The organism is Proteus sp. Marseille-Q3619, from assembly GCF_965283115.1.
This window is the reverse complement of the sequence record NZ_CBDIMP010000001.1, coordinates 2,337,219-2,359,445: the sequence shown is the minus strand read 5'-3', so window position 1 is coordinate 2,359,445 and position 22,227 is coordinate 2,337,219. Positions and strand designations below refer to the sequence as shown.

12 protein-coding genes, 6 tRNA genes, 4 rRNA genes, 1 pseudogene and 1 riboswitch are annotated in these 22,227 nt (G+C 42.5%); of the genes and pseudogenes, 3 read left to right on the top strand and 20 right to left on the bottom strand.

Features of this window, described 5'->3' with window-relative positions:
• Positions 1-55 precede the first annotated feature (55 nt).
• From tuf to ACWPWK_RS10725, 5 genes are all read right to left on the bottom strand, one after another.
• Positions 56-1,240, bottom strand: a complete 1,185-nt coding sequence (gene tuf, locus ACWPWK_RS10745; RefSeq protein ID WP_160229880.1) for an elongation factor Tu — start codon at positions 1,238-1,240, stop codon at positions 56-58.
• A 121-nt stretch (positions 1,241-1,361) separates the two neighbouring features.
• A tRNA-Thr gene (locus ACWPWK_RS10740) sits at positions 1,362-1,437 on the bottom strand.
• 5 nt (positions 1,438-1,442) lie between these two features.
• Positions 1,443-1,517: transfer RNA gene (locus ACWPWK_RS10735), tRNA-Gly, on the bottom strand.
• A gap of 82 nt (positions 1,518-1,599) precedes the next feature.
• Positions 1,600-1,684 (bottom strand) — tRNA-Tyr (locus ACWPWK_RS10730).
• Between the two features lie 15 nt (positions 1,685-1,699).
• A tRNA-Thr gene (locus ACWPWK_RS10725) sits at positions 1,700-1,775 on the bottom strand.
• Between the two features lie 438 nt (positions 1,776-2,213).
• Between ACWPWK_RS10725 and coaA the strand changes: the two genes are divergently transcribed.
• The gene (gene coaA, locus ACWPWK_RS10720) at positions 2,214-3,161 is read left to right on the top strand and encodes a type I pantothenate kinase (protein WP_109374406.1); all 948 of its coding nucleotides are present in this window, start codon (positions 2,214-2,216) and stop codon (positions 3,159-3,161) included.
• 132 nt (positions 3,162-3,293) lie between these two features.
• Here the strand turns inward: coaA and birA are convergent, their stop codons facing one another.
• The 10 genes and pseudogenes from birA to btuB all read right to left on the bottom strand — a co-directional run bounded on the left by birA (position 3,294) and on the right by btuB (position 14,009).
• Entirely contained in the window at positions 3,294-4,256 is a 963-nt protein-coding gene (gene birA, locus ACWPWK_RS10715) for a bifunctional biotin--[acetyl-CoA-carboxylase] ligase/biotin operon repressor BirA (RefSeq protein WP_109374405.1), read from the bottom strand.
• Positions 4,253-5,287: a UDP-N-acetylmuramate dehydrogenase gene (gene murB, locus ACWPWK_RS10710; RefSeq protein WP_109374404.1), complete on the bottom strand. Its 1,035-nt coding sequence runs from the start codon at positions 5,285-5,287 to the stop codon at positions 4,253-4,255. The genes birA and murB overlap by 4 nt, the downstream gene beginning before the upstream one ends.
• Before the next feature lie 162 nt (positions 5,288-5,449).
• A 5S ribosomal RNA gene (rrf, locus tag ACWPWK_RS10705) occupies positions 5,450-5,565 on the bottom strand.
• A gap of 50 nt (positions 5,566-5,615) precedes the next feature.
• Positions 5,616-5,691 (bottom strand) — tRNA-Thr (locus ACWPWK_RS10700).
• Positions 5,692-5,734: 43 nt separating this feature from the next.
• A 5S ribosomal RNA gene (gene rrf / locus ACWPWK_RS10695) occupies positions 5,735-5,850 on the bottom strand.
• A 118-nt stretch (positions 5,851-5,968) separates the two neighbouring features.
• Positions 5,969-8,871 (bottom strand): 23S ribosomal RNA (locus ACWPWK_RS10690).
• A 368-nt stretch (positions 8,872-9,239) separates the two neighbouring features.
• A tRNA-Glu gene (locus ACWPWK_RS10685) sits at positions 9,240-9,315 on the bottom strand.
• Between the two features lie 84 nt (positions 9,316-9,399).
• Positions 9,400-10,942, bottom strand: a 16S ribosomal RNA gene (locus ACWPWK_RS10680).
• Together the 16S, 23S and 5S rRNA genes with 2 tRNA genes alongside form the textbook arrangement of a ribosomal RNA operon.
• A gap of 397 nt (positions 10,943-11,339) precedes the next feature.
• Complete coding sequence (gene murI / locus ACWPWK_RS10675) at positions 11,340-12,206, bottom strand: glutamate racemase (RefSeq protein WP_109373439.1); 867 nt, start codon at positions 12,204-12,206, stop codon at positions 11,340-11,342.
• Positions 12,151-14,009 (bottom strand): annotated as a pseudogene (gene btuB, locus ACWPWK_RS10670) (TonB-dependent vitamin B12 receptor BtuB). Before btuB ends, murI begins: the two are co-directional and overlap by 56 nt.
• Positions 14,010-14,078: 69 nt before the next feature.
• Positions 14,079-14,286: riboswitch (cobalamin riboswitch) on the bottom strand.
• Positions 14,287-14,398: 112 nt separating this feature from the next.
• Here btuB and trmA point away from each other — a divergent pair.
• Positions 14,399-15,496, top strand: coding sequence for a tRNA (uridine(54)-C5)-methyltransferase TrmA (trmA, locus tag ACWPWK_RS10665; protein WP_109373437.1), 1,098 nt, complete (start codon positions 14,399-14,401; stop codon positions 15,494-15,496).
• Between the two features lie 123 nt (positions 15,497-15,619).
• Here trmA and ACWPWK_RS10660 read toward each other — a convergent pair whose 3' ends face one another.
• A complete protein-coding gene (locus ACWPWK_RS10660; protein WP_109373436.1) occupies positions 15,620-16,021 on the bottom strand; it encodes a YijD family membrane protein in 402 nt (133 codons plus the stop codon).
• On the bottom strand, positions 16,021-16,707 hold the full coding sequence (gene fabR, locus ACWPWK_RS10655; protein WP_069366914.1) for an HTH-type transcriptional repressor FabR: 687 nt from the start codon (positions 16,705-16,707) through the stop codon (positions 16,021-16,023). Before fabR ends, ACWPWK_RS10660 begins: the two co-directional genes overlap by 1 nt.
• A 199-nt stretch (positions 16,708-16,906) precedes the next feature.
• Between fabR and sthA the strand changes: the two genes are divergently transcribed.
• Complete coding sequence (gene sthA, locus ACWPWK_RS10650; protein WP_109373435.1) at positions 16,907-18,304, top strand: Si-specific NAD(P)(+) transhydrogenase; 1,398 nt, start codon at positions 16,907-16,909, stop codon at positions 18,302-18,304.
• On the opposite strand, the gene oxyR is transcribed toward sthA, so the two are convergent.
• From oxyR to ACWPWK_RS10635, 3 genes are all read right to left on the bottom strand, one after another.
• Positions 18,296-19,213 carry a DNA-binding transcriptional regulator OxyR gene (oxyR, locus tag ACWPWK_RS10645; protein WP_109373434.1) on the bottom strand — a complete coding sequence of 306 codons (918 nt, stop codon included), beginning with the start codon at positions 19,211-19,213 and terminating at the stop codon, positions 18,296-18,298. The genes sthA and oxyR overlap by 9 nt on opposite strands.
• Before the next feature lie 260 nt (positions 19,214-19,473).
• Complete coding sequence (argH, locus tag ACWPWK_RS10640; protein ID WP_109373433.1) at positions 19,474-20,856, bottom strand: argininosuccinate lyase; 1,383 nt, start codon at positions 20,854-20,856, stop codon at positions 19,474-19,476.
• 93 nt (positions 20,857-20,949) lie between these two features.
• Positions 20,950-22,158: an argininosuccinate synthase gene (locus ACWPWK_RS10635; protein ID WP_109373432.1), complete on the bottom strand. Its 1,209-nt coding sequence runs from the start codon at positions 22,156-22,158 to the stop codon at positions 20,950-20,952.
• Positions 22,159-22,227: the final 69 nt, after the last annotated feature.

Below are 22,227 nucleotides of genomic sequence, written 5' to 3'. Positions count from 1 at the left end.
AGATACAAAAAAGGGCATCTAATGATGCCCTCTTCATGCATAAATCTATCAGGTATTAACCTAATACTTTAGCAACAACGCCCGCACCTACTGTACGGCCACCTTCACGGATAGCGAAACGTAAACCGTCGTCCATCGCGATTGGGTGAATCAGTTCAACGATCATGTTGATGTTGTCACCTGGCATTACCATTTCTACGCCTTCTGGTAATTCGATAGTACCAGTTACGTCAGTTGTACGGAAGTAGAACTGTGGACGGTAGCCTTTGAAGAATGGAGTGTGACGACCACCTTCATCTTTGCTCAGAATATAAACTTCTGATTCGAATTTAGTGTGTGGCTTGATTGAACCTGGTTTAGCCAGAACTTGTCCACGTTCGATTTCTTCACGTTTAGTACCACGCAGAAGAACACCAACGTTCTCACCTGCACGACCTTCGTCAAGTAATTTACGGAACATTTCAACGCCAGTACAAGTTGTTTTAGTTGTTGGTTTGATACCAACGATTTCAACTTCTTCACCAACTTTGATAACACCACGCTCAACACGACCTGTTACTACTGTACCACGGCCTGAGATTGAGAATACGTCTTCGATTGGTAACAGGAATGGTTTGTCAATTGCACGCTCTGGTTCTGGGATGTATGAATCCAGTGCTTCTGCTAATTCAACAATTTTCGCTTCCCACTCAGCTTCGCCTTCCAGTGCTTTCAGCGCTGAACCACGGATTACTGGAGTGTCGTCACCTGGGAAATCGTACTGAGACAGAAGTTCACGAACTTCCATTTCTACTAATTCCAGTAACTCTTCATCATCTACCATGTCACATTTGTTCAGGAATACGATGATGTAAGGAACACCAACCTGACGACCTAACAGGATGTGCTCACGAGTTTGTGGCATTGGGCCATCAGTCGCAGCAACAACCAGGATAGCTCCGTCCATTTGCGCAGCACCTGTGATCATGTTTTTAACATAGTCGGCGTGACCTGGGCAGTCTACGTGTGCGTAGTGACGGCTTGGAGTGTCATATTCTACGTGTGAAGTAGAGATGGTGATACCACGAGCTTTTTCTTCTGGTGCGTTATCGATTTGATCGAATGCACGAGCAGAACCACCGTAAGTTTTAGCTAAAACTGTAGTGATTGCAGCAGTCAGAGTTGTTTTACCGTGGTCAACGTGGCCGATAGTACCAACGTTAACGTGCGGTTTTGAACGTTCAAATTTTTCTTTAGACATTTAAATTGTCCCTCTAAGACACGGAATCGGTGGTTACACCACATCAACCAAGCAGTAAGTAAATTAGCGATTTGCTAGTGCTTGTTAAGATTTTAATCAGGGAGGCAAGAACATGAAGGAGTGGTGCTGATAGGCAGATTCGAACTGCCGACCTCACCCTTACCAAGGGTGCGCTCTACCAACTGAGCTATATCAGCACATCTGGAGCGGGCAGCGGGAATCGAACCCGCATCATCAGCTTGGAAGGCTGAGGTAATAGCCATTATACGATGCCCGCAGAACTCGGCTACCTGACTTAAAATCAGCTTTGTATTCTACTTAAGTGTTTACTATTTGAAAACACTTAAGTTAGGAATTAATGGTGGTGGGAGAAGGATTCGAACCTTCGAAGTCTGTGACGGCAGATTTACAGTCTGCTCCCTTTGGCCGCTTGGGTATCCCACCAAACCTAATTTTTAATGGTGCCGGCACCAAGAGTCGAACTCGGGACCTACTGATTACAAGTCAGTTGCTCTACCAACTGAGCTATGCCGGCTAAGTGGTGCGCATTCTAGGAGGACTTTCATCATGATGCAACAAAAAAATTGCGATATTTGTTCTTTTGCTTAGATTTTGTTCATTTTTGATTGAATTGTTGATTTTTTAGGAAAAAAACGACCAAAATGCCAACAAAAATTCATGATAGATTAGCAAGCTAATTTATCGATCCAGTCCCCAAATTATTAATCATCAATAAATTTTTAGAAAAAAGATTGATTGCACCCTTATTAGTCTACGCTAAAAAATTATTTTCATGACTATTTTTTATACTTTTTTTACAGATTTATTCAGTTCGTGTCAAAAAAAGTAGAAAAAATTTAAAAAATATCTACGCCTAAGAGTCATCACTCGTTATGATGCTGTTTATTTTTTATCGGATACGGGTGTTTTAAACAGCCTGTCCAACCTGCGAATATTAGGCAGATGTTGGCTTATGAATAACAAAGAACGCTTTATAACCCCTTATTTAGAATTTGACAGAAAGCACTGGGCAACGTTAAGAGATTCCGTTCCTTTAACGTTAACCGAAAAAGAGATTGCTGATTTAAAAGGGATTAACGAAGAAATTTCTATTGATGATGTAATTGAGATTTATCTTCCTCTTTCAAGATTGCTCAATTTTTACATAAGTTCTAACTTACGTCGTCAAGCCGTCTTAGAGCAGTTTCTTGGAACAAGAAGCGCCAAAATCCCCTACATTATTGGTATAGCGGGTAGCGTTGCTGTTGGCAAAAGTACCACAGCTCGTTTGCTACAAGCACTTTTAACCCGTTGGCCAGAACATCGTAAAGTTGATTTAATTACTACTGACGGCTTTCTTTTACCTAATGCAGAGTTAAAGAAACGCGGAATAATGAAAAAAAAAGGATTTCCTGAATCCTATGATATGCATAACCTTGTCTCCTTCGTTTCTGATATAAAATCAGGCAAGAAACAAGTAACAGCCCCTGTCTATTCTCATTTAGTGTATGACATCATTCCAGATAAAAAACAGGTTATTGAACAACCTGATATTTTGATCCTTGAAGGATTGAATGTATTACAGAGCAATCAAGATTATCCTCATGACCCACATAATGTTTTCGTATCAGATTATGTAGATTTCTCCATTTATGTTGATGCTGAAGAAGAATTACTAAAACACTGGTATATCAGTCGCTTTTTAAAATTTAGAGAAGGTGCGTTTACTGATCCTGAATCGTATTTTAATAATTACTCTAAATTAAGCAGAGAAGAGTCTATTGAAATAGCGTCTTCAATTTGGCAAGAAATTAATGGTTTGAATTTGAAACAAAACATTCTGCCTACGAAAGAAAGAGCGAGTCTTATTCTAACCAAAGGCCAAAATCATACGATCACTAATGTTAGATTACGTAAATAAACCTAAACAATTATCAGTGTTTTATCTACGTATTATTATGCTTTAGTTATTAAAAAATAGTATTGATAAATAAAAAGCTTTCCAGTTTAGGAAAGCTTTTTTAGTTTTAGATGTTCGATGCAATTTAAGGTATTACGACGCACTTCTCAGTGAAATCTCACCACCTATATAAGGTATGATTTTCCCATCTTGTTCTAAAAGTAGAGCACCTTGATCATTGATACCTTTGGCTATACCAAAGATCTCTTTTTCACCAATAATAAGCTTCACTCGGCGATCCATAAAATTATCTAAACGTTTCCAACGCTCGATAAACACAGATAACCCTTGTTTTTCAAATTGAACAAATGCATCTCTTAATGCATTTGTAATTTCACAAGCAAGTTCATTTCTGTCAATTTTAATACCAACTTGCTCTAAATTAATCCATTGTTGGTTAATGGCTTCATTTTGATTTTTACTCATCGCGATATTGATACCAATACCTGTGACAATATGAGCAACATCACCTGTTTTTCCTGTTAGCTCAACAAGAATGCCTGAAAGCTTTTTATCATTTAAATAGAGATCGTTAGGCCATTTAACTTTAACGCCATCTGCGCCAAGTTTTTGTAATACTTCAGCCATAATAACACCGACAACTAAACTCAATCCTATTGCAGCAGCAGGTCCTTGATCGAGTTTCCAATACATACTCAAGTATAAATTTCGACCAAAAGGCGAGATCCATTGACGCCCTCTTCTACCTCGTCCAGCAGACTGATATTCCGCAATACAGACATCACCCGATTTTAATTCGCTAATACGTTGGATTAAGTATTGGTTTGTAGAATCTATAACAGGAATAACGCTTGCAGGTTCACCTTTGATGTTCTTGTTTACACTATCCACATTTAACAAATTCATAGGGGCATCTAGTTGATAGCCTTTTCCTGCGACAGTTTGAACATCAATACCCCAACTGCGTAATGTCTGAATATGTTTATTAATGCCTGCGCGTGTCATTCCTAAGCTTTCGCCTAGTTGCTCCCCTGAATGGATATTTCCGTCAGCAAGGAGCTCAATTAATAATAAAGGAGTAGGTGTTTCTTTCATGAAATAGCATCCACTGCATTGATTTCGCCATGTTGACCAATAAAGCGAACTTCTGGCTCTAATTGTACGCCGAAGCGCTCGAAGACTTTTTGGCGTATATATGCCGCTAAATTAACAATGTCTTTGCCTGTAGCTAAACCGTCTTTGTTGATGAGAACAAGTGCTTGTTTCATATGAACAGCCGCACCACCAATCTGATGGCCTTTAAGGCCACATTGATCAATTAGCCAACCCGCAGCAAGTTTTACACCATCTTGTTGAACATATTGAGGACAGAAGGGATATTCTGCTTTTAAATGTTGTGCAATACGAATATCAACAATTGGATTCTTGAAAAAGCTGCCTGCATTACCTGTAAGGGTAGGATCGGGTAGTTTACTCGTTCTCATAGAGCACACAGATCCAAACACATCTTTTGGCGTTACCGTTTCTAATGATAATTTTGATAGATCACCATAGGTAAGGATAGGCTCCCATTTTTTACTAAGCTGTAAGCCAACAGCAATAATCGCAAAGCCTTGCTGGTAATGATGTTTAAAAATACTATCACGATAACCAAATTGGCACGCTTCATTTGTCAATCGACTAACATGCCCAGTACTTAATTCAATAATATCCACATAAGCACAAACATCTTTTAATTCTTTGCCATAAGCGCCGATATTTTGTATTGGTGCTGAGCCCACATTACCTGGGATCAGCGCTAAATTTTCCAGTCCATAGATATTCTTTTCTAACAGGTATTCAATAAGTGCATGCCAGTTTTCGCCTGCACCAACATAAACAGACCAATATTGTTCATCCTCAGTAATTTCAATACCAGCAATACAGTTGCGAATAACAATACCATTAAAATCTTCTGTAAATAATACGTTGCTACCGCCACCTAAAATAAGAGTTGGTAATTTCTGCTCATGGGCATTTTGCCAATATGTACAAAGCTCATCTTTATTATTTGCAGTTTTTATTTGGTGAGCTTTTGCTCTCAAACCAAATGTATTAAATGCTTGCAATGAAACCGATTCTTTCATGAAAGTCTACCTCATTTAGCTGATGACTTAGTTTAACAGCCAAGCATCGTCGAGGATAGCAAAGTGATAGGTGATTAGTTTGGAGATATTACATCTGCATTTCAGATGTCTTAGAATGCAAAAAAGCCAACCCATTGGGTTGGCTTTCTCGTCTTATTTAATGCTTGGCAGTTCCCTACTCTCACATGGGGAGACCCCACACTACCATCGGCGCTACAACGTTTCACTTCTGAGTTCGGCATGGGATCAGGTGGGACCGTTGCGCTATGGCCGCCAAGCAAATTCTGTATTTATAACCGTCTGTTTATGCAGTTATAATAATTTTTTATGGTGCTGATACCCAGATTCGAACTGGGGACCTCACCCTTACCAAGGGTGTGCTCTACCAACTGAGCCATATCAGCACTAGTGGCTTATTGTCACCGGCTGACACAGCCTAAATTTGATGCCTGGCAGTTCCCTACTCTCACATGGGGAGACCCCACACTACCATCGGCGCTACAACGTTTCACTTCTGAGTTCGGCATGGATTCAGGTGGGTCCGCTGCGCTATGGCCGCCAAGCAAATTCGGTATCATTACCCGTTACTGTTGTTTCTTTCTCAGTAACCAGCAATATTCAATCTTAAACAAGCTTACTTCATCGATGTTCGTCTCTCAGACAAAACACCTTCGGTGTTGTCAGGTTAAGCCTCACGGTTCATTAGTACTGGTTAGCTCAACGTATCGCTACGCTTACACACCCAGCCTATCAACGTCTTAGTCTTAAACGTTCCTTTAGGTCACTCTAGGTGACAGGGAAGACTCATCTCGAGGCAAGTTTCCCGCTTAGATGCTTTCAGCGGTTATCTCTTCCGCACTTAGCTACCGGGCAATGCCATTGGCATGACAACCCGAACACCAGTGGTGCGTTCACTCCGGTCCTCTCGTACTAGGAGCAACCCCTCTCAATCTTCCAACGCCCACGGCAGATAGGGACCGAACTGTCTCACGACGTTCTAAACCCAGCTCGCGTACCACTTTAAATGGCGAACAGCCATACCCTTGGGACCTACTTCAGCCCCAGGATGTGATGAGCCGACATCGAGGTGCCAAACACCGCCGTCGATATGAACTCTTGGGCGGTATCAGCCTGTTATCCCCGGAGTACCTTTTATCCGTTGAGCGATGGCCCTTCCATTCAGAACCACCGGATCACTAAGACCTACTTTCGTACCTGCTCGAGCCGTCACTCTCACAGTCAAGCTGGCTTATGCCTTTGCACTAACCGCATGATGTCCGACCATGCTTAGCCAACCTTCGTGCTCCTCCGTTACTCTTTAGGAGGAGACCGCCCCAGTCAAACTACCCACCAGACACGGTCCCCGACCCAGATTATGGGCCTAGGTTAGAACATCAAACGTTAAAGGGTGGTATTTCAAGGTTGACTCCATGCAGACTGGCGTCCACACTTCTAAGTCTCCCACCTATCCTACACATCAAGGCTCAATGTTCAGTGTCAAGCTATAGTAAAGGTTCACGGGGTCTTTCCGTCTTGCCGCGGGTACACTGCATCTTCACAGCGAGTTCAATTTCACTGAGTCTCGGGTGGAGACAGCCTGGCCATCATTACGCCATTCGTGCAGGTCGGAACTTACCCGACAAGGAATTTCGCTACCTTAGGACCGTTATAGTTACGGCCGCCGTTTACTGGGGCTTCGATCAAGAGCTTCTCCCTAAGGATAACCCCATCAATTAACCTTCCAGCACCGGGCAGGCGTCACACCGTATACGTCCACTTTCGTGTTTGCACAGTGCTGTGTTTTTAATAAACAGTTGCAGCCAGCTGGTATCTTCGACTGGCTTCGGCTCCGTCCGCAAGGGACTTCACTTACCGCCAGCGTGCCTTCTCCCGAAGTTACGGCACCATTTTGCCTAGTTCCTTCACCCGAGTTCTCTCAAGCGCCTGAGTATTCTCTACCTGACCACCTGTGTCGGTTTGGGGTACGATTGTTGGTAACCTGAAGCTTAGAGGCTTTTCCTGGAAGCAGGGCATCAATTGCTTCACCACCTTAGTGGCTCGTCATCACACCTCAGCATTAAGTGACCGGATTTGCCTAATCACTCTGCCTACATGCTTGAACCGGGACGACCGTCGCCCGGACAACCTAGCCTTCTCCGTTCCCCCATCGCAGTTACCACCAGTACGGGAATATTAACCCGTTTCCCATCGACTACGCTTTTCAGCCTCGCCTTAGGGGTCGACTCACCCTGCCCCGATTAACGTTGGACAGGAACCCTTGGTCTTCCGGCGTGCGGGTTTTTCACCCGCATTATCGTTACTTATGTCAGCATTCGCACTTCTGATACCTCCAGCATACCTCACAGTACACCTTCGCAGGCTTACAGAACGCTCCCCTACCCAACAACACATAGTGTCGCTGCCGCAGCTTCGGTGCATGGTTTAGCCCCGTTACATCTTCCGCGCGGGCCGACTCGACCAGTGAGCTATTACGCTTTCTTTAAATGATGGCTGCTTCTAAGCCAACATCCTGGCTGTCTGAGCCTTCCCACTTCGTTTCCCACTTAACCATGACTTTGGGACCTTAGCTGGCGGTCTGGGTTGTTTCCCTCTTCACGACGGACGTTAGCACCCGCCGTGTGTCTCCCGTGATAACATTCTTCGGTATTCGCAGTTTGCATCGAGTTGGTAAGTCGGGATGACCCCCTAGTCGAAACAGTGCTCTACCCCCGAAGATGAGTTCACGAGGCGCTACCTAAATAGCTTTCGGGGAGAACCAGCTATCTCCCGGTTTGATTGGCCTTTCACCCCCATCCACAAGTCATCCGCTAATTTTTCAACATTAGTCGGTTCGGTCCTCCAGTTAGTGTTACCCAACCTTCAACCTGCCCATGGATAGATCACCGGGTTTCGGGTCTATACCCTGCAACTCATTCGCCCAGTTAAGACTCGGTTTCCCTACGGCTCCCCTATTCGGTTAACCTTGCTACAGAATATAAGTCGCTGACCCATTATACAAAAGGTACGCAGTCACCTCACGAAGAGGCTCCTACTGCTTGTACGTACACGGTTTCAGGTTCTTTTTCACTCCCCTCGCCGGGGTTCTTTTCGCCTTTCCCTCACGGTACTGGTTCACTATCGGTCAATCAGGAGTATTTAGCCTTGGAGGATGGTCCCCCCATATTCAGACAGGATAACACGTGTCCCGCCCTACTCGTCGAGTTCACAATAACAGCATCTTCAGATACGGGGCTATCACCCTTTACTGCCGGACTTTCCAGACCGTTCTCCTGATGCTGCTATTGATTAAGACTCTGGGCTGTTCCCCGTTCGCTCGCCGCTACTAGGGGAATCTCGGTTGATTTCTTTTCCTCGGGGTACTGAGATGTTTCAGTTCTCCCGGTTCGCTTCATTAACCTATGTATTCAGTTAATGATAATATCCATTGGATATTGGGTTTCCCCATTCGGAAATCGTCGGGTATAACGGTTCATATCACCTTACCGACGCTTATCGCAGATTAGCACGTCCTTCATCGCCTCTGATTGCCTAGGCATCCACCGTGTACGCTTATTCGCTTAACCTCACAACCCGAAGGTGTTTCTCTCGAAGACGACTTTAAAGGTCATGGCTACACAAGCATCAATTCGTTGTTGGGCAGTGCTCGTAATGCTCACATACTTATGTATGCTGCGCTTACTGCGCGCTGTCCGCCTAGAATTGCTGTTGCTCGCTCATGACACTCGCCTTGGAGTATCACACATTCAAGGTCTGAGATTTTGAGAGACTCATCAATATACCTCGGTGATATATTGATTTGTTTTCAATTTTTCAGCTTGTTCCAGATTGTTAAAGAGCATAATAGGTAAAATAACTCATGCGAATTATCTTAACTATTCTCTGATTCTCATCAGACTATAGTGTGGTACGCCTTTCACTCATACCGCGCAATTGGCGTCCCCTAGGGGATTCGAACCCCTGTTACCGCCGTGAAAGGGCGGTGTCCTAGGCCTCTAGACGAAGGGGACTTCAGTCAGCTTCGCAGACGCGCTTTTGCTCGTTCTTCATCAGACAATCTGTGTGAGCACTGCACATAACACGTATCTCTTAGGTAAGGAGGTGATCCAACCGCAGGTTCCCCTACGGTTACCTTGTTACGACTTCACCCCAGTCATGAATCACAAAGTGGTAAGCGCCCTCCCGAAGGTTAAGCTACCTACTTCTTTTGCAACCCACTCCCATGGTGTGACGGGCGGTGTGTACAAGGCCCGGGAACGTATTCACCGTAGCATTCTGATCTACGATTACTAGCGATTCCGACTTCATGGAGTCGAGTTGCAGACTCCAATCCGGACTACGACAGACTTTATGAGTTCCGCTTGCTCTCGCGAGGTCGCTTCTCTTTGTATCTGCCATTGTAGCACGTGTGTAGCCCTACTCGTAAGGGCCATGATGACTTGACGTCATCCCCACCTTCCTCCGGTTTATCACCGGCAGTCTCCTTTGAGTTCCCGCCATCACGCGCTGGCAACAAAGGATAAGGGTTGCGCTCGTTGCGGGACTTAACCCAACATTTCACAACACGAGCTGACGACAGCCATGCAGCACCTGTCTCAGCGTTCCCGAAGGCACTCCTCTATCTCTAAAGGATTCGCTGGATGTCAAGAGTAGGTAAGGTTCTTCGCGTTGCATCGAATTAAACCACATGCTCCACCGCTTGTGCGGGCCCCCGTCAATTCATTTGAGTTTTAACCTTGCGGCCGTACTCCCCAGGCGGTCGATTTAACGCGTTAGCTCCAGAAGCCACGGTTCAAGACCACAACCTCTAAATCGACATCGTTTACAGCGTGGACTACCAGGGTATCTAATCCTGTTTGCTCCCCACGCTTTCGCACCTGAGCGTCAGTCTTTGTCCAGGGGGCCGCCTTCGCCACCGGTATTCCTCCACATCTCTACGCATTTCACCGCTACACGTGGAATTCTACCCCCCTCTACAAGACTCTAGCCAACCAGTTTCAGATGCAATTCCCAAGTTAAGCTCGGGGCTTTCACATCTGACTTAATTGACCGCCTGCGTGCGCTTTACGCCCAGTAATTCCGATTAACGCTTGCACCCTCCGTATTACCGCGGCTGCTGGCACGGAGTTAGCCGGTGCTTCTTCTGCGGGTAACGTCAATTGATAAAGGTATTAACTTTATCACCTTCCTCCCCGCTGAAAGTACTTTACAACCCTAAGGCCTTCTTCATACACGCGGCATGGCTGCATCAGGCTTGCGCCCATTGTGCAATATTCCCCACTGCTGCCTCCCGTAGGAGTCTGGGCCGTGTCTCAGTCCCAGTGTGGCTGATCATCCTCTCAGACCAGCTAGAGATCGTCGCCTAGGTGAGCCATTACCTCACCTACTAGCTAATCCCATATGGGTTCATCCGATAGCGCAAGGTCCGAAGAGCCCCTGCTTTGGTCCGTAGACGTCATGCGGTATTAGCTACCGTTTCCAGTAGTTATCCCCCTCTATCGGGCAGATCCCCATACATTACTCACCCGTCCGCCGCTCGTCAGCAAGAAAGCAAGCTTTCTCCTGTTACCGCTCGACTTGCATGTGTTAGGCCTGCCGCCAGCGTTCAATCTGAGCCATGATCAAACTCTTCAATTAAAAGTGTTTGATGCTCAAAGAAATCGAAAACTTAGCTATTCATAAATGAATTTACTTTTGTTGTTCACTCTTCAAGACTTGATACATCTAATATTTTAGAAGATATCGTCTCTGCGAGTGCCCACACAGATTGTCTGATAATTTGTTAAAGAGCAGTGCAACATTCGCTGCCGCTTCCGGTCTTCTGCGTTGTTGCGAGGAGGTGCATTCTACATCTTCCTCATTCAGTGTCAAGCGTTTATTTTCAAGGCTTTTCACTTTTTTCTTCGTTCTCTCGGCTAACTCACTTAGCGTGGTTTGCCGTGACAACGAGGGCGCATTATAGGGAGTTTTGTGAAGCTGGCAACACTTTTTTTGAGTTTTTTTACTGACCGTTGAATTTTCAATCAAATTGCACTTAAAGCGCCAGTTTTCTGAGCGATTCAAAGCCAAAACCCGCTAAAACAGGTTTTAATAATTCGCTATTCTCATCTTCTTTTAAGCAATAAGCGAAGTTAATTTCATTTGAGCCCTTTATTTTCGCTTGATTTACGACCAACCACGCAGTTCTTCGTGCAATTGCAGCGCCAGAATCGATAATTCGGGTACCATCAGGTAAAACAGAAAGAAGTTCATCAGCTAATAAAGGGAAATGAGTACAACCTAATACCACAGTATCCGGTGGCTCTTTCATTTTTAGCCAAGGTGTAAGGATTTTACGTAGCTCGTCTAAAGAAACGGCTTCACCATGAAGTTTTCTCTCAGCCAATTCCACCAGCTCAGCCGAACCTAAAGAGTGAACTTTGCAATCAGTCGCAAAGCGTTCAATAAGTTCATGGGTATAAGGACGTTTAACTGTTGCTCTTGTTGCTAATAATCCAACCACGCCATTACATGTTAATTTAGCTGCCGGTTTAATAGCAGGTACAACGCCCACAATAGGAATATCAGTAAACTTGGCACGTAAAGCAGGGAGGCTCACTGTGCTTGCTGTATTACAAGCAATAACAATGGTCGCGAGATCATGTTTTTCAGCAACCGCGCTAACTATTCGAACAACACGGTCAATAATGAAGTCTTGTGATTTCTCACCATAAGGGAAAGCTTCATTATCGAAAACATAGATATAGTGAGCATCCGGTAATTTTTCACGGATCTCACGATAAACAGATAAACCGCCAACCCCTGAATCAAAAACCAATACAGTAGGGTTAGCGGTAAGTTGTGCATCAGAAGTTGTAGCTTCCTGTGAGGAAGTATTCACGTCCTGGCGTGCGATAGCCATAAGCTGTCTCATAATCTTTATCAAACAGGTTGGCTATTCTACCACGAATTGAGAGATGTGATGTAATAGGATATGAAGCAGTTAAATCCCAAATACTCACACCACACCTAAAGAAACATTCTCATAAGTCCCATAATCTTTATCTGTCCGTTGACCGATATATTGGTAAGTCACCCCCATATCGAGTTTCTCGACTTGCCAATCAAGCTGATATTTCAGTTGTTGACGAGCGCGACGATCAAGACGTTGATGCGTTTCTTTATTTCTTGCATCTATATATTGAAGATTAAAGGTGTGATGAAAAATCCACGTATCCATTTCACCCGTAAATTCCACACCTTTAATTAAGGCCTTACCAACATTGTAGTTACGGTATGGATAACTCGATTCGCCTTGGATCAAAGAATTTACATCATTACGATACGCAGTTAATCGCCACGCTAAAGGCCCCGTTAATCCTTCAAAACCCCCTTCCCACTGTTTACTCTTTTCAGGTTGTAAGTCTGGATTACTTCCCCACTCACTATAAAGTTGCATCAGTGTCGGTGCTTTAAATGCCGTACCATAACCACCAATCACACGATAACCCTCAACAAATTCCCAACCTAGGTTAGTTTGCCAAGTCGTATGCCAGCCATATTCAGAGTGTTTGTCCGAGCGTACTGATGCTTCAGCAATAATATCGCCTAACTTTTGCTGTCCAGTTAGGTACAAACCTGTATTGTCGAAGTGTTCTTTATTAGGAAATCCACTAGAACCAGCTTTAATAGATTGACGTTGCCAATCGACACCACCACCGATACTGCCATTCCCTAATAAAAGGTGATTTCCCCACTGCACATTATATTGTTCAGAGTTAGTAAAACGGCTTCCTTTACCATAGCGACCATAACGAGGATCATAGTCATAATCTTTGGTGTAGTTATAGCTGGTATTTAAAGAAGAAGAGTAGTTATCACGATTAAATTTCACACCACCATCATAAGTACGACTAAATAATGCTCTTGTATCCGTTAACATATCGTTATAACTGTCATAATAAGCATCATAAGCCGTGCGATTATCAAAACCATAAGCGCGTGCATATAAAGAAACATCATCGTTAATATCGTGATTAACCCCTAGCCATAATGACTTGTTCATAAAACCATCACGATCAGGTTGTGGATGTCCACCAGTATTTCCATTCGCTTCGACATCATAACCTTTGGTATAGAGATAACTGCCAGCAGCCGTTAATGTGGTTTTATCACCGACTTTTTGTTTTATCGAGCCATCATATTCTTGATAACCATGAGAACCCATTGTGGCATTAAGTGTTCCTCCTTCCGTTTTTCTTTCTGTGAGGATATTAATCACGCCACCAATCGCATCAGAACCATAAACAGAAGAACGAGGCCCTCTTATATATTCAATACGTTGAACAAGAGAAAGAGGAATTTGGCTGATATCAGAACTACCAGACACATTCGCCTGATTTAAACGCACACCATCCACTAAAATAAGAACATGACGAGATTCAGCTCCACGTACATAAATAGAGCTCATCTGCCCTATTCCGCCGTTTTGCCCCACATCAATCCCAGGCATTCTGCGTAATACATCAATAACACTATTACTCTGCCAACGTTCGATTTGTTCACGTTCAACAACTGTTATCGGCGCTAAAATAGAAGAGTTAGGCTCTTGAAAGCGGTTTGCTGTCACGCTTAACGTATCACTGTTATTTGCAAACGCACCAAAACTGCCCGCCATAACACTCAAAGCCACACTGGAAATGAAAAAAACTTTTTTATTATTCATGAAAATCTGCATCCAACAGAATAAGTAGCAGGATGCCGCCAAAATTAAATAAAACGCGTATTTAATTTAAGATGCGACAGGTCTTCGGCAGGTCTTCGGACTTTAGGTTAAAGAAACAAATTTATGTCTTTAAGATAATGACTTCCCACTGCACTTATATAAGTGCTTTGCAGTGTCTTTTATTATCCTTGATCCTATTACCGCTGCGCGTCAGTTCTGGCTTTGCACCAGATTCCCTTTTAACTCCTATTAGGAGACCGAATAACTATGCTACGATTTCAAATCCACTGAGTCCAGAAATTGAACATGAAGAATACTGGACATCTTCATGAGGATCTCTACAATTTCGCTCGCTTAACTTTATTACTGCCAAAAAAAGGCGAGATACCATGCAGAATTCATTACCAACGCAAACATATCAGTCTCAACTGAATGAAAAAACACAACGTCTACAAACAATGATGGCTCCTTTTAATGCGCCTGAAGCAGAGGTTTTTTCATCACCAGAACAGCATTATCGTATGCGTGCGGAATTCCGTATCTGGCATGAAGAAGATTCTCTCTATCATATTATGTTTGACCAAGAGACTAAGCAGCGTATTCGTGTTGACCAATTTCCAGTTGCCAGCCAGCTTATTAATAAAATGATGGTTGCCTTGTTGGCAGAAATAAAAGATAAACCAACACTCAGAAAGAAACTGTTTCAGATTGATTATCTTTCTACGTTGAGTAATAAAATTATTGTTTCCCTGCTTTATCACAAAAAAATTGATGAAACTTGGCAGCAAGAAGCAATAGCATTACGCCAATCATTAATTGCTCAAGGCTTTGATGTTCAATTAATTGGTCGAGCTTATAAAACAAAAATTATGCTCGATAATGATTTTATTGATGAAGTGTTACCAGTGGCAGGTAAAGAGATGATTTATCGCCAAGTTGAAAATAGCTTCACGCAACCTAATGCACAGGTCAATATTAAGATGTTGGAATGGGCATTAAAAGCAACAGAAAATGCAAAAGGCGATCTGCTTGAACTGTATTGTGGCAACGGTAACTTTTCATTAGCGCTTGCGCGTAATTTTGAGCGAGTACTGGCAACAGAAATTGCAAAACCGTCTGTTCATGCAGCCCAATACAATATTGCAATGAATCACATTGATAATGTGAAAATTATTCGCATGTCCGCAGAAGATTTTACGCAAGCAATGAATGGTGTAAGAGAATTTAAACGCTTAGAAGGGATTAATTTAAAAGATTACCAATGTGAAACCATTTTTGTTGACCCTCCTCGCAGTGGTTTAGATGAGAAAACTGTAGAATTGGTTAAAACTTACCCTAGCATTTTATACATTTCTTGTAATCCAGAAACACTGTGCGAAAATCTAGAAACTCTAATTAAAACACATAAAATCATTAAGTTAGCATTATTTGATCAATTCCCCTACACCCACCATATGGAATGTGGCGTATTATTAGAAAAAAGATAACAACTTATTTCTCACGTTAGAATAGAAAATCTTTCAATAACGCCAATAAAAACAAAAACACCAGCAAGATAACTTGCTGGTGTCAAAATTTCGCTGTGTTTACAACAAAGAGAGGTGTACAGGCTAGTACTGTTCTGCTCGTGATGCTTTTTCAGCTTCTTCTGCCTGTATACGTAAGCGTTGACGCTGTTTGAATTGACGATAAATCCACAATGCAACGATAACGATACAAACTGAAGAGAAGAAATTTGAACCCCATTCAGGGTTAACGGTTCTGGTGTAAGCGTTATAACCGAATAAACCTAATAAAAAGAATGAAAAAATCAGCTTAGGCATACCATCGGTCATGGGTTGATTTAAGTAGCGCTGATATAAACAGTAAACTGCCAAAATTAAACTAACGAGTGGGAAAACTGACCACGTCTCAATAAACGGGTTAAAAAGGCTTGAATAAGTACCATGTAAAGCGACACCAATGACTGTGGCAAGTAATAGCGTGCTTTTTTCACAGCGATTTTGTTCCATCATTTGTCTCCTTTCTGATGCGTTTTTTTCTTTATCTCTGGGTTATCTTGTAGAGGTATTTGCGTTTCTTGCTCACGTCGATACCAATAATAGGCACCTTTAGCAATCATTCGCAGTTGTATAACTAATCTTTCTTCTAATTGTTGACGCTTTTCAATATCGATATCCAGTGCTTCTGCGCCTGCACTAAATACAATAGTGACCATTGCTTCAGATTGCATTTCTGTAAAATAACGTGGCATATGGCTTTCTTGCTCAAGATAGTCTGCCAGTTCTGCAATAAAATGTTGGATCTCTCGTGCGACAGCCGCACGAAACTCAGCTGAAGTCCCAGAACGTTCACGAAGTAATAATCGAAACGCATTAGGATTATTACCAATGAATTCCATAAAAGTTGCTACTGATGTTCTAATAACACTGCCACCTTTCGCAATGCGTTGACGTGCTTGGCGCATTAATTGACGTAACATCAATCCACTTTCATCAACCATGGTTAGCCCAAGTTCATCCACATCTTTAAAATGACGATAAAATGAGGTGGGTGCAATACCAGCTTCTCTAGCCACTTCTCGTAAACTTAGACTTGTAAAGCTACGCTCGGCACTGAGTTGGCTAAAAGCAGCTTCAATTAAAGAGCGACGGGTTTTTTCTTTTTGTTTAGCTCTGATGCCAATATTATTACTCACAGAAATCCTGATAATCCTAATTTGGTTTATACCCAATATATCAAACTTTGTTAAAAAAGCAGTGTGTACAATCATCTCTCAAGACACATTCTCATAAAAACTCAACAAAGTGTGACTAATGCCCTTAATGTCAGTTGGGCTATTATTCATTCTAATGTTAATATAGCGTTGTCGGTTTGTATAAAACAGGTCTTTTCCTATGCAACATTCTCATTTCGATGCTATTGTGATCGGTTCAGGTCCTGGTGGTGAAGGCGCGGCCATGGGGCTTGTTAAACAAGGAAAGCGCGTCGCAGTTATAGAACGTTATAACAAAGTCGGTGGGGGCTGTACTCACTGGGGAACCATTCCTTCAAAAGCCCTACGTCACGCAGTAAGTCGTATCATAGAATTTAATCAAAACCCGCTTTACAGTGACCAATCTCGCCTTATTAACTCCTCTTTCTCTCAAATACTTCGTCAAGCCAGTACCGTAATTAGTCAGCAGACTAAAATGCGTCAAGGCTTTTACGAGCGTAATAATTGTACGATGTATTCGGGTGAAGCTGCATTTATTGACGAGCACAGGATCAGCGTGCGTTATCCTGATGGTACTTGCGATATTCTTTCAGCTGATAGTTTTATTATTGCAACAGGCTCACGTCCTTATTGCCCGCCAGATGTCGATTTCTCTCATTCTCGTATTTATAACAGTGACACTATTCTCGATTTAGAGCATGAGCCTCACCATGTCATTATTTATGGTGCTGGTGTCATTGGTTGTGAATATGCCTCTATTTTCAGAGGATTAAGAGTAAAAGTAGACTTAATTAATACTCGTGATCACCTATTGTCTTTCCTTGATCAAGAGATGTCTGATGCACTTTCTTATCACTTCTGGAATAACGGTATTGTTATTCGTCATAATGAAGAATATGAAAGCATTGAAGGTGTCGATGATGGTGTTATTGTTCATCTAAAATCAGGTAAAAAAGTCAAAGCAGATTGCCTACTTTATGCGAATGGTCGAACAGGAAATACTGACACACTGGGCTTAGAAAACGTGGGTATTAAAACAGATAGTCGTGGACAAGTTTCTGTTAATGCTCATTACCAAACCAGTTGTGAACACATTTATGCGGTCGGTGATGTAATTGGTTATCCAAGTCTAGCTTCTGCCGCCTATGATCAAGGTCGAATTGCGGCTTTGGCAATTACCACTGGAAAATCAGAAACACATTTAATCGAAGATATTCCAACTGGGATCTATACCATTCCTGAAATTAGTTCTGTTGGTAAAACAGAGCAACAACTCACTGCAATGAAAATTCCTTATGAGGTGGGACGTTCTCAATTTAAACATCTGGCAAGAGCACAAATTGCAGGTATGAATGTAGGGAGTTTGAAAATTCTCTTCCACCGTGAAACCAAGCAAATTTTAGGTATTCACTGCTTCGGTGAGCGTGCCGCTGAAATTATTCATATCGGTCAAGCGATTATGGAGCAAAAAGGTGAAGGCAATACTATCGAGTATTTCGTTAATACTACCTTCAACTATCCAACAATGGCAGAAGCCTATCGTGTTGCCGCACTTAATGGTTTAAACCGCTTATTTTAATGCACTCTGTTTTTCTGCATAAAATGCGGTCATATGTTCACGGATTGTCTCTGCTAACTGTTCATAACGATTACGCAAAGGCGATCCGGGACGATAAACTAAAATAATAGAACGTGATGGATTGGGATCAGTACATTCTAGATAACAAACCCCATCACGTTTTTGTTCTTGAGGTACCGATAAATCAGGTAATAAGGTTATTCCACTACCGGCAGCGACCATATTACGCAATGTCTCTAAACTCGTTGCTCTAAAATGAGTATCTTCTTTTGCACCAGCTTGGAAGCAGAACCCTAACGCTTGATCGCGTAAACAGTGCCCATCTTCTAACATCAATAAACGCTGACCCGCTAAGTCGCCCATCGGCACAGATCCACGTTCATTCCATGGGTGCCCTTCATAAATTGCTAACTTCATTGGCTCTTCAAATAGAGGAACTTCAATAAACGGTGCACTCTCTTTTACCATTGCTAAAATAGCACAATCGAGTTTTCCGCTATCTAATTGAGCTAATAAGCTATGAGTTTGTGCTTCATGAAGATACATCTCTAACTTAGGGTAGTTTTTATGTAATTCGGGAATGATATGGGGCAATAAATAAGGACCAACAGTAGGGATCAGCCCAATATGTAAAGGTCCCGCCATACTTTCGCCTTGCAATGAAGCCATTTCTTGTAGCACTTTGACTTCACGTAAAACGGTTTTCGCTTGATCCACCAGCAACAAACCTTGTTGCGTAAACAGAACTTTACGGCTAGTTCTTTCAAGCAACATTACACCGAGTTCATCTTCAAGTTTACGAATTTGACCACTTAATGTTGGCTGACTCACATGGCAAGAATCTGCCGCACGACGAAAATGTTTATGCTCAGCTAGAGCCACCAGATATTCCAAGTCACGGATATTCATTGCAGATCCCACATTTATTGCTGATAGTTAATGTCTATAGATAATATAGTAACTGATAAATTTTTCTATCAGTCGAATGTTATTCTGTCTCTCTTTTTCGATATTTTCTAAATAAACGACTTAAACAAAACGTATTCCTTCATCCTCTAAAGCATTCAAGATGAGTATAGATATTATCGGCAATTTAAAATAAAAGAACAGAGTGAAATCCACCCTGTTCTTTTTGAATAACAGTAAGTTGTCTTAGATAAACGCTTTGCTTATTTATCCATATTTAAGACTTCTTTGGCTTTTACTATCGCATAAGCGACCTGTTTTTGAGAAACGCCTCCTTTTGCAAGACGTTTATCTAAACAAGATTGAAGCGATAAAATATCGTACACATCAATCATAATTTTACTATTAAACATCTGTAATTCAGAAAGAGGGAGTTCTTCAATTGCTTTACCTTGCTCAATGGCGCAAACCACCACTTCACCTACAATATGGTGAGCTTCACGAAATGGCACACCTTTCGCAACAAGATAATCGGCCAATTCAGTGGCATTAGCATAACCTTGCTTCGCGGCTTCTTCACAACGAGGGCGACGGATTTGGATCCCATCAAGAACAAGCGTTGCCATGTGCAAACAATCAGACCATGTATCGATAGCGTCAAACAGCCCTTCTTTATCTTCTTGCATATCTTTATTGTAAGCGAGAGGCAGACCTTTTAAGGTCATCATCATGCCAGTTAATGCACCTTGCACTCGTCCACATTTTCCACGGATAAGCTCAAGTGCATCTGGGTTTTTCTTTTGTGGCATTAATGATGAGCCAGAAGTTACCTTGTCTGATAATTCAATAAAACCCGCTTCACCACTATTAAAGAAAATAAGATCTTCTGCAAAACGCGATAAATGCACCATACCAATGGCCGCAGAAGATAATAGCTCTAAGACATGATCACGATCGGAGACACTGTCTAAACTATTGTTGGTTGCACTCGCAAAACCCAGCCATCCAGCTAATTGTTCACGATCGATATCATAAGCCGTACCTGCCAGCGCGCCACATCCTAATGGGCTGACATCTAAACGCTTCAACGCATCAGCTAAACGGCTTTCATCTCTGGCTAGCATTTCATTGTATGCTAAACACCAATGTGCAAAAGTCACAGGCTGAGCACGCTGTAAATGGGTGTAACCTGGCATCACCGCATTTTGATTTTGTTCTGCGGTGATAACTAAGGCTTTTTGTAGCTCAACAATGGCTTGGCGTAGATGAATAACTTCTTCTTTACACCATAATTTTAAGTCTGTTGCGACCTGATCATTACGGCTACGACCTGTGTGTAATTTTTTACCTAAATCACCCACTTTGGCAATAAGCTTACTTTCAACCCAGCTATGAATATCTTCTGCATCACTCTGCAAAATAGACTGCGGGTTTGCTGTTACTTCTTCTGATAATTCATTTAAAGCTTGCTCAAGTTGAGCTTGTTCATCTTGCGACAATACGCCAACTGTGACTAACGCTTTAGACCAAGCTACTGAGCCAAAGATATCCTGTTGTGCCAGTCGAAAATCAAACCGCAGTGAATCATTGAATTGTTTAAACCGTTGATCAGCTTCCTGACTAAAACGTCCACCCCAGAGTGCCATAATCGCTTCCTGTATTTATTCTGTGTAATAAAAGAGTGAGAGTGATGCCTTATATACTTATATAGATATATAGCATCACTCTATTGTTTAACCTTATTTCTTACTCAATGCACGGATACGTGATGGTAAAGAATATAAACGGATAAACCCTTCAGCATGGCTGTGATCGTAAACTTCATCTTCACCAAAGGTTGCAAACTCTTCAGAATACAGACTGTTATCTGATTTCTTCTGAATAGCATTAACATGACCTTTATACAGCTCTAATACCACTTCACCATTCACATCTTTTGCCAATGACTCTGCCGCCGCTTGCAGTGAAGCGCGAATTGGCGTGAACCAACGACCGTCATAAGCCACATAAGACATCTCTAAGCCTAGCTGTTGACGCCATTTAAAAGCATCTCTATCGAGTACAAGTTGCTCAACACCACGCAGAGCCGCCATCATGATAGTGCCCCCCGGAGTTTCATAGCAGCCACGAGATTTCATTCCCACTAAACGGTTTTCAACAATATCAATACGACCGATACCATGTTTAACGCCTAATGCATTTAAGGTATCTAAACATTCAAAAGGTGATTGTGTTTTACCGTTTACAGCAATGACCTCCCCCGCTTTTACGGTGACAGTAACGAGTTCTGGTGTTTCTGGTGCTTTCTTCGGATCAACCGTCCATGCCCAACAATCTTCGTTTGAGGCATTCCACGGGCTTTCTAATACACCACCTTCTGTTGAGATATGCCATGCGTTTTCGTCACGGCTATAAATTTTCTCAAGCGTTGCTGTGGTTGGGATATTACGAACTTTCAGATAATCCAGTAGCGCTTCACGAGAACGTAAATCCCACTCTCTCCAAGGCGCGACCACTTTAAGTTGTGGAGCAAGTGCCGCATAAGTACTTTCGAAACGAACCTGATCGTTACCTTTACCTGTTGCACCATGAGCAACTGCATCGGCACCGAGTTTTAAGGCTAGTTCAACTTGCGCTTTAGCGATAACAGGACGTGCCATTGAAGTACCTAATAAGTAGCTACCTTCATATAACGCGCCTGTTTTTAATACTGGGTAAACATAGTCTTTGATAAACTCTTCGCGTAAATCGACGATATGACACTCAGAAGCACCTGATGCTAAGGCCTTTTGTTCCACACCCACTAAATCATCACGGCTTTGACCCACATCCGCGACAAAAGCGATAACTTCACAGTTATCATAATGTTCTTTTAGCCAAGGAATGATTGCCGAAGTATCCAATCCGCCAGAGTACGCCAGTACGATTTTTTTTATACCTTTAGTCATAGTGATAACCTTCAATTCCTAATTTGTTTAAATTCTGCCAACTATCAAATAGCGATAAGGTTTCTAGAA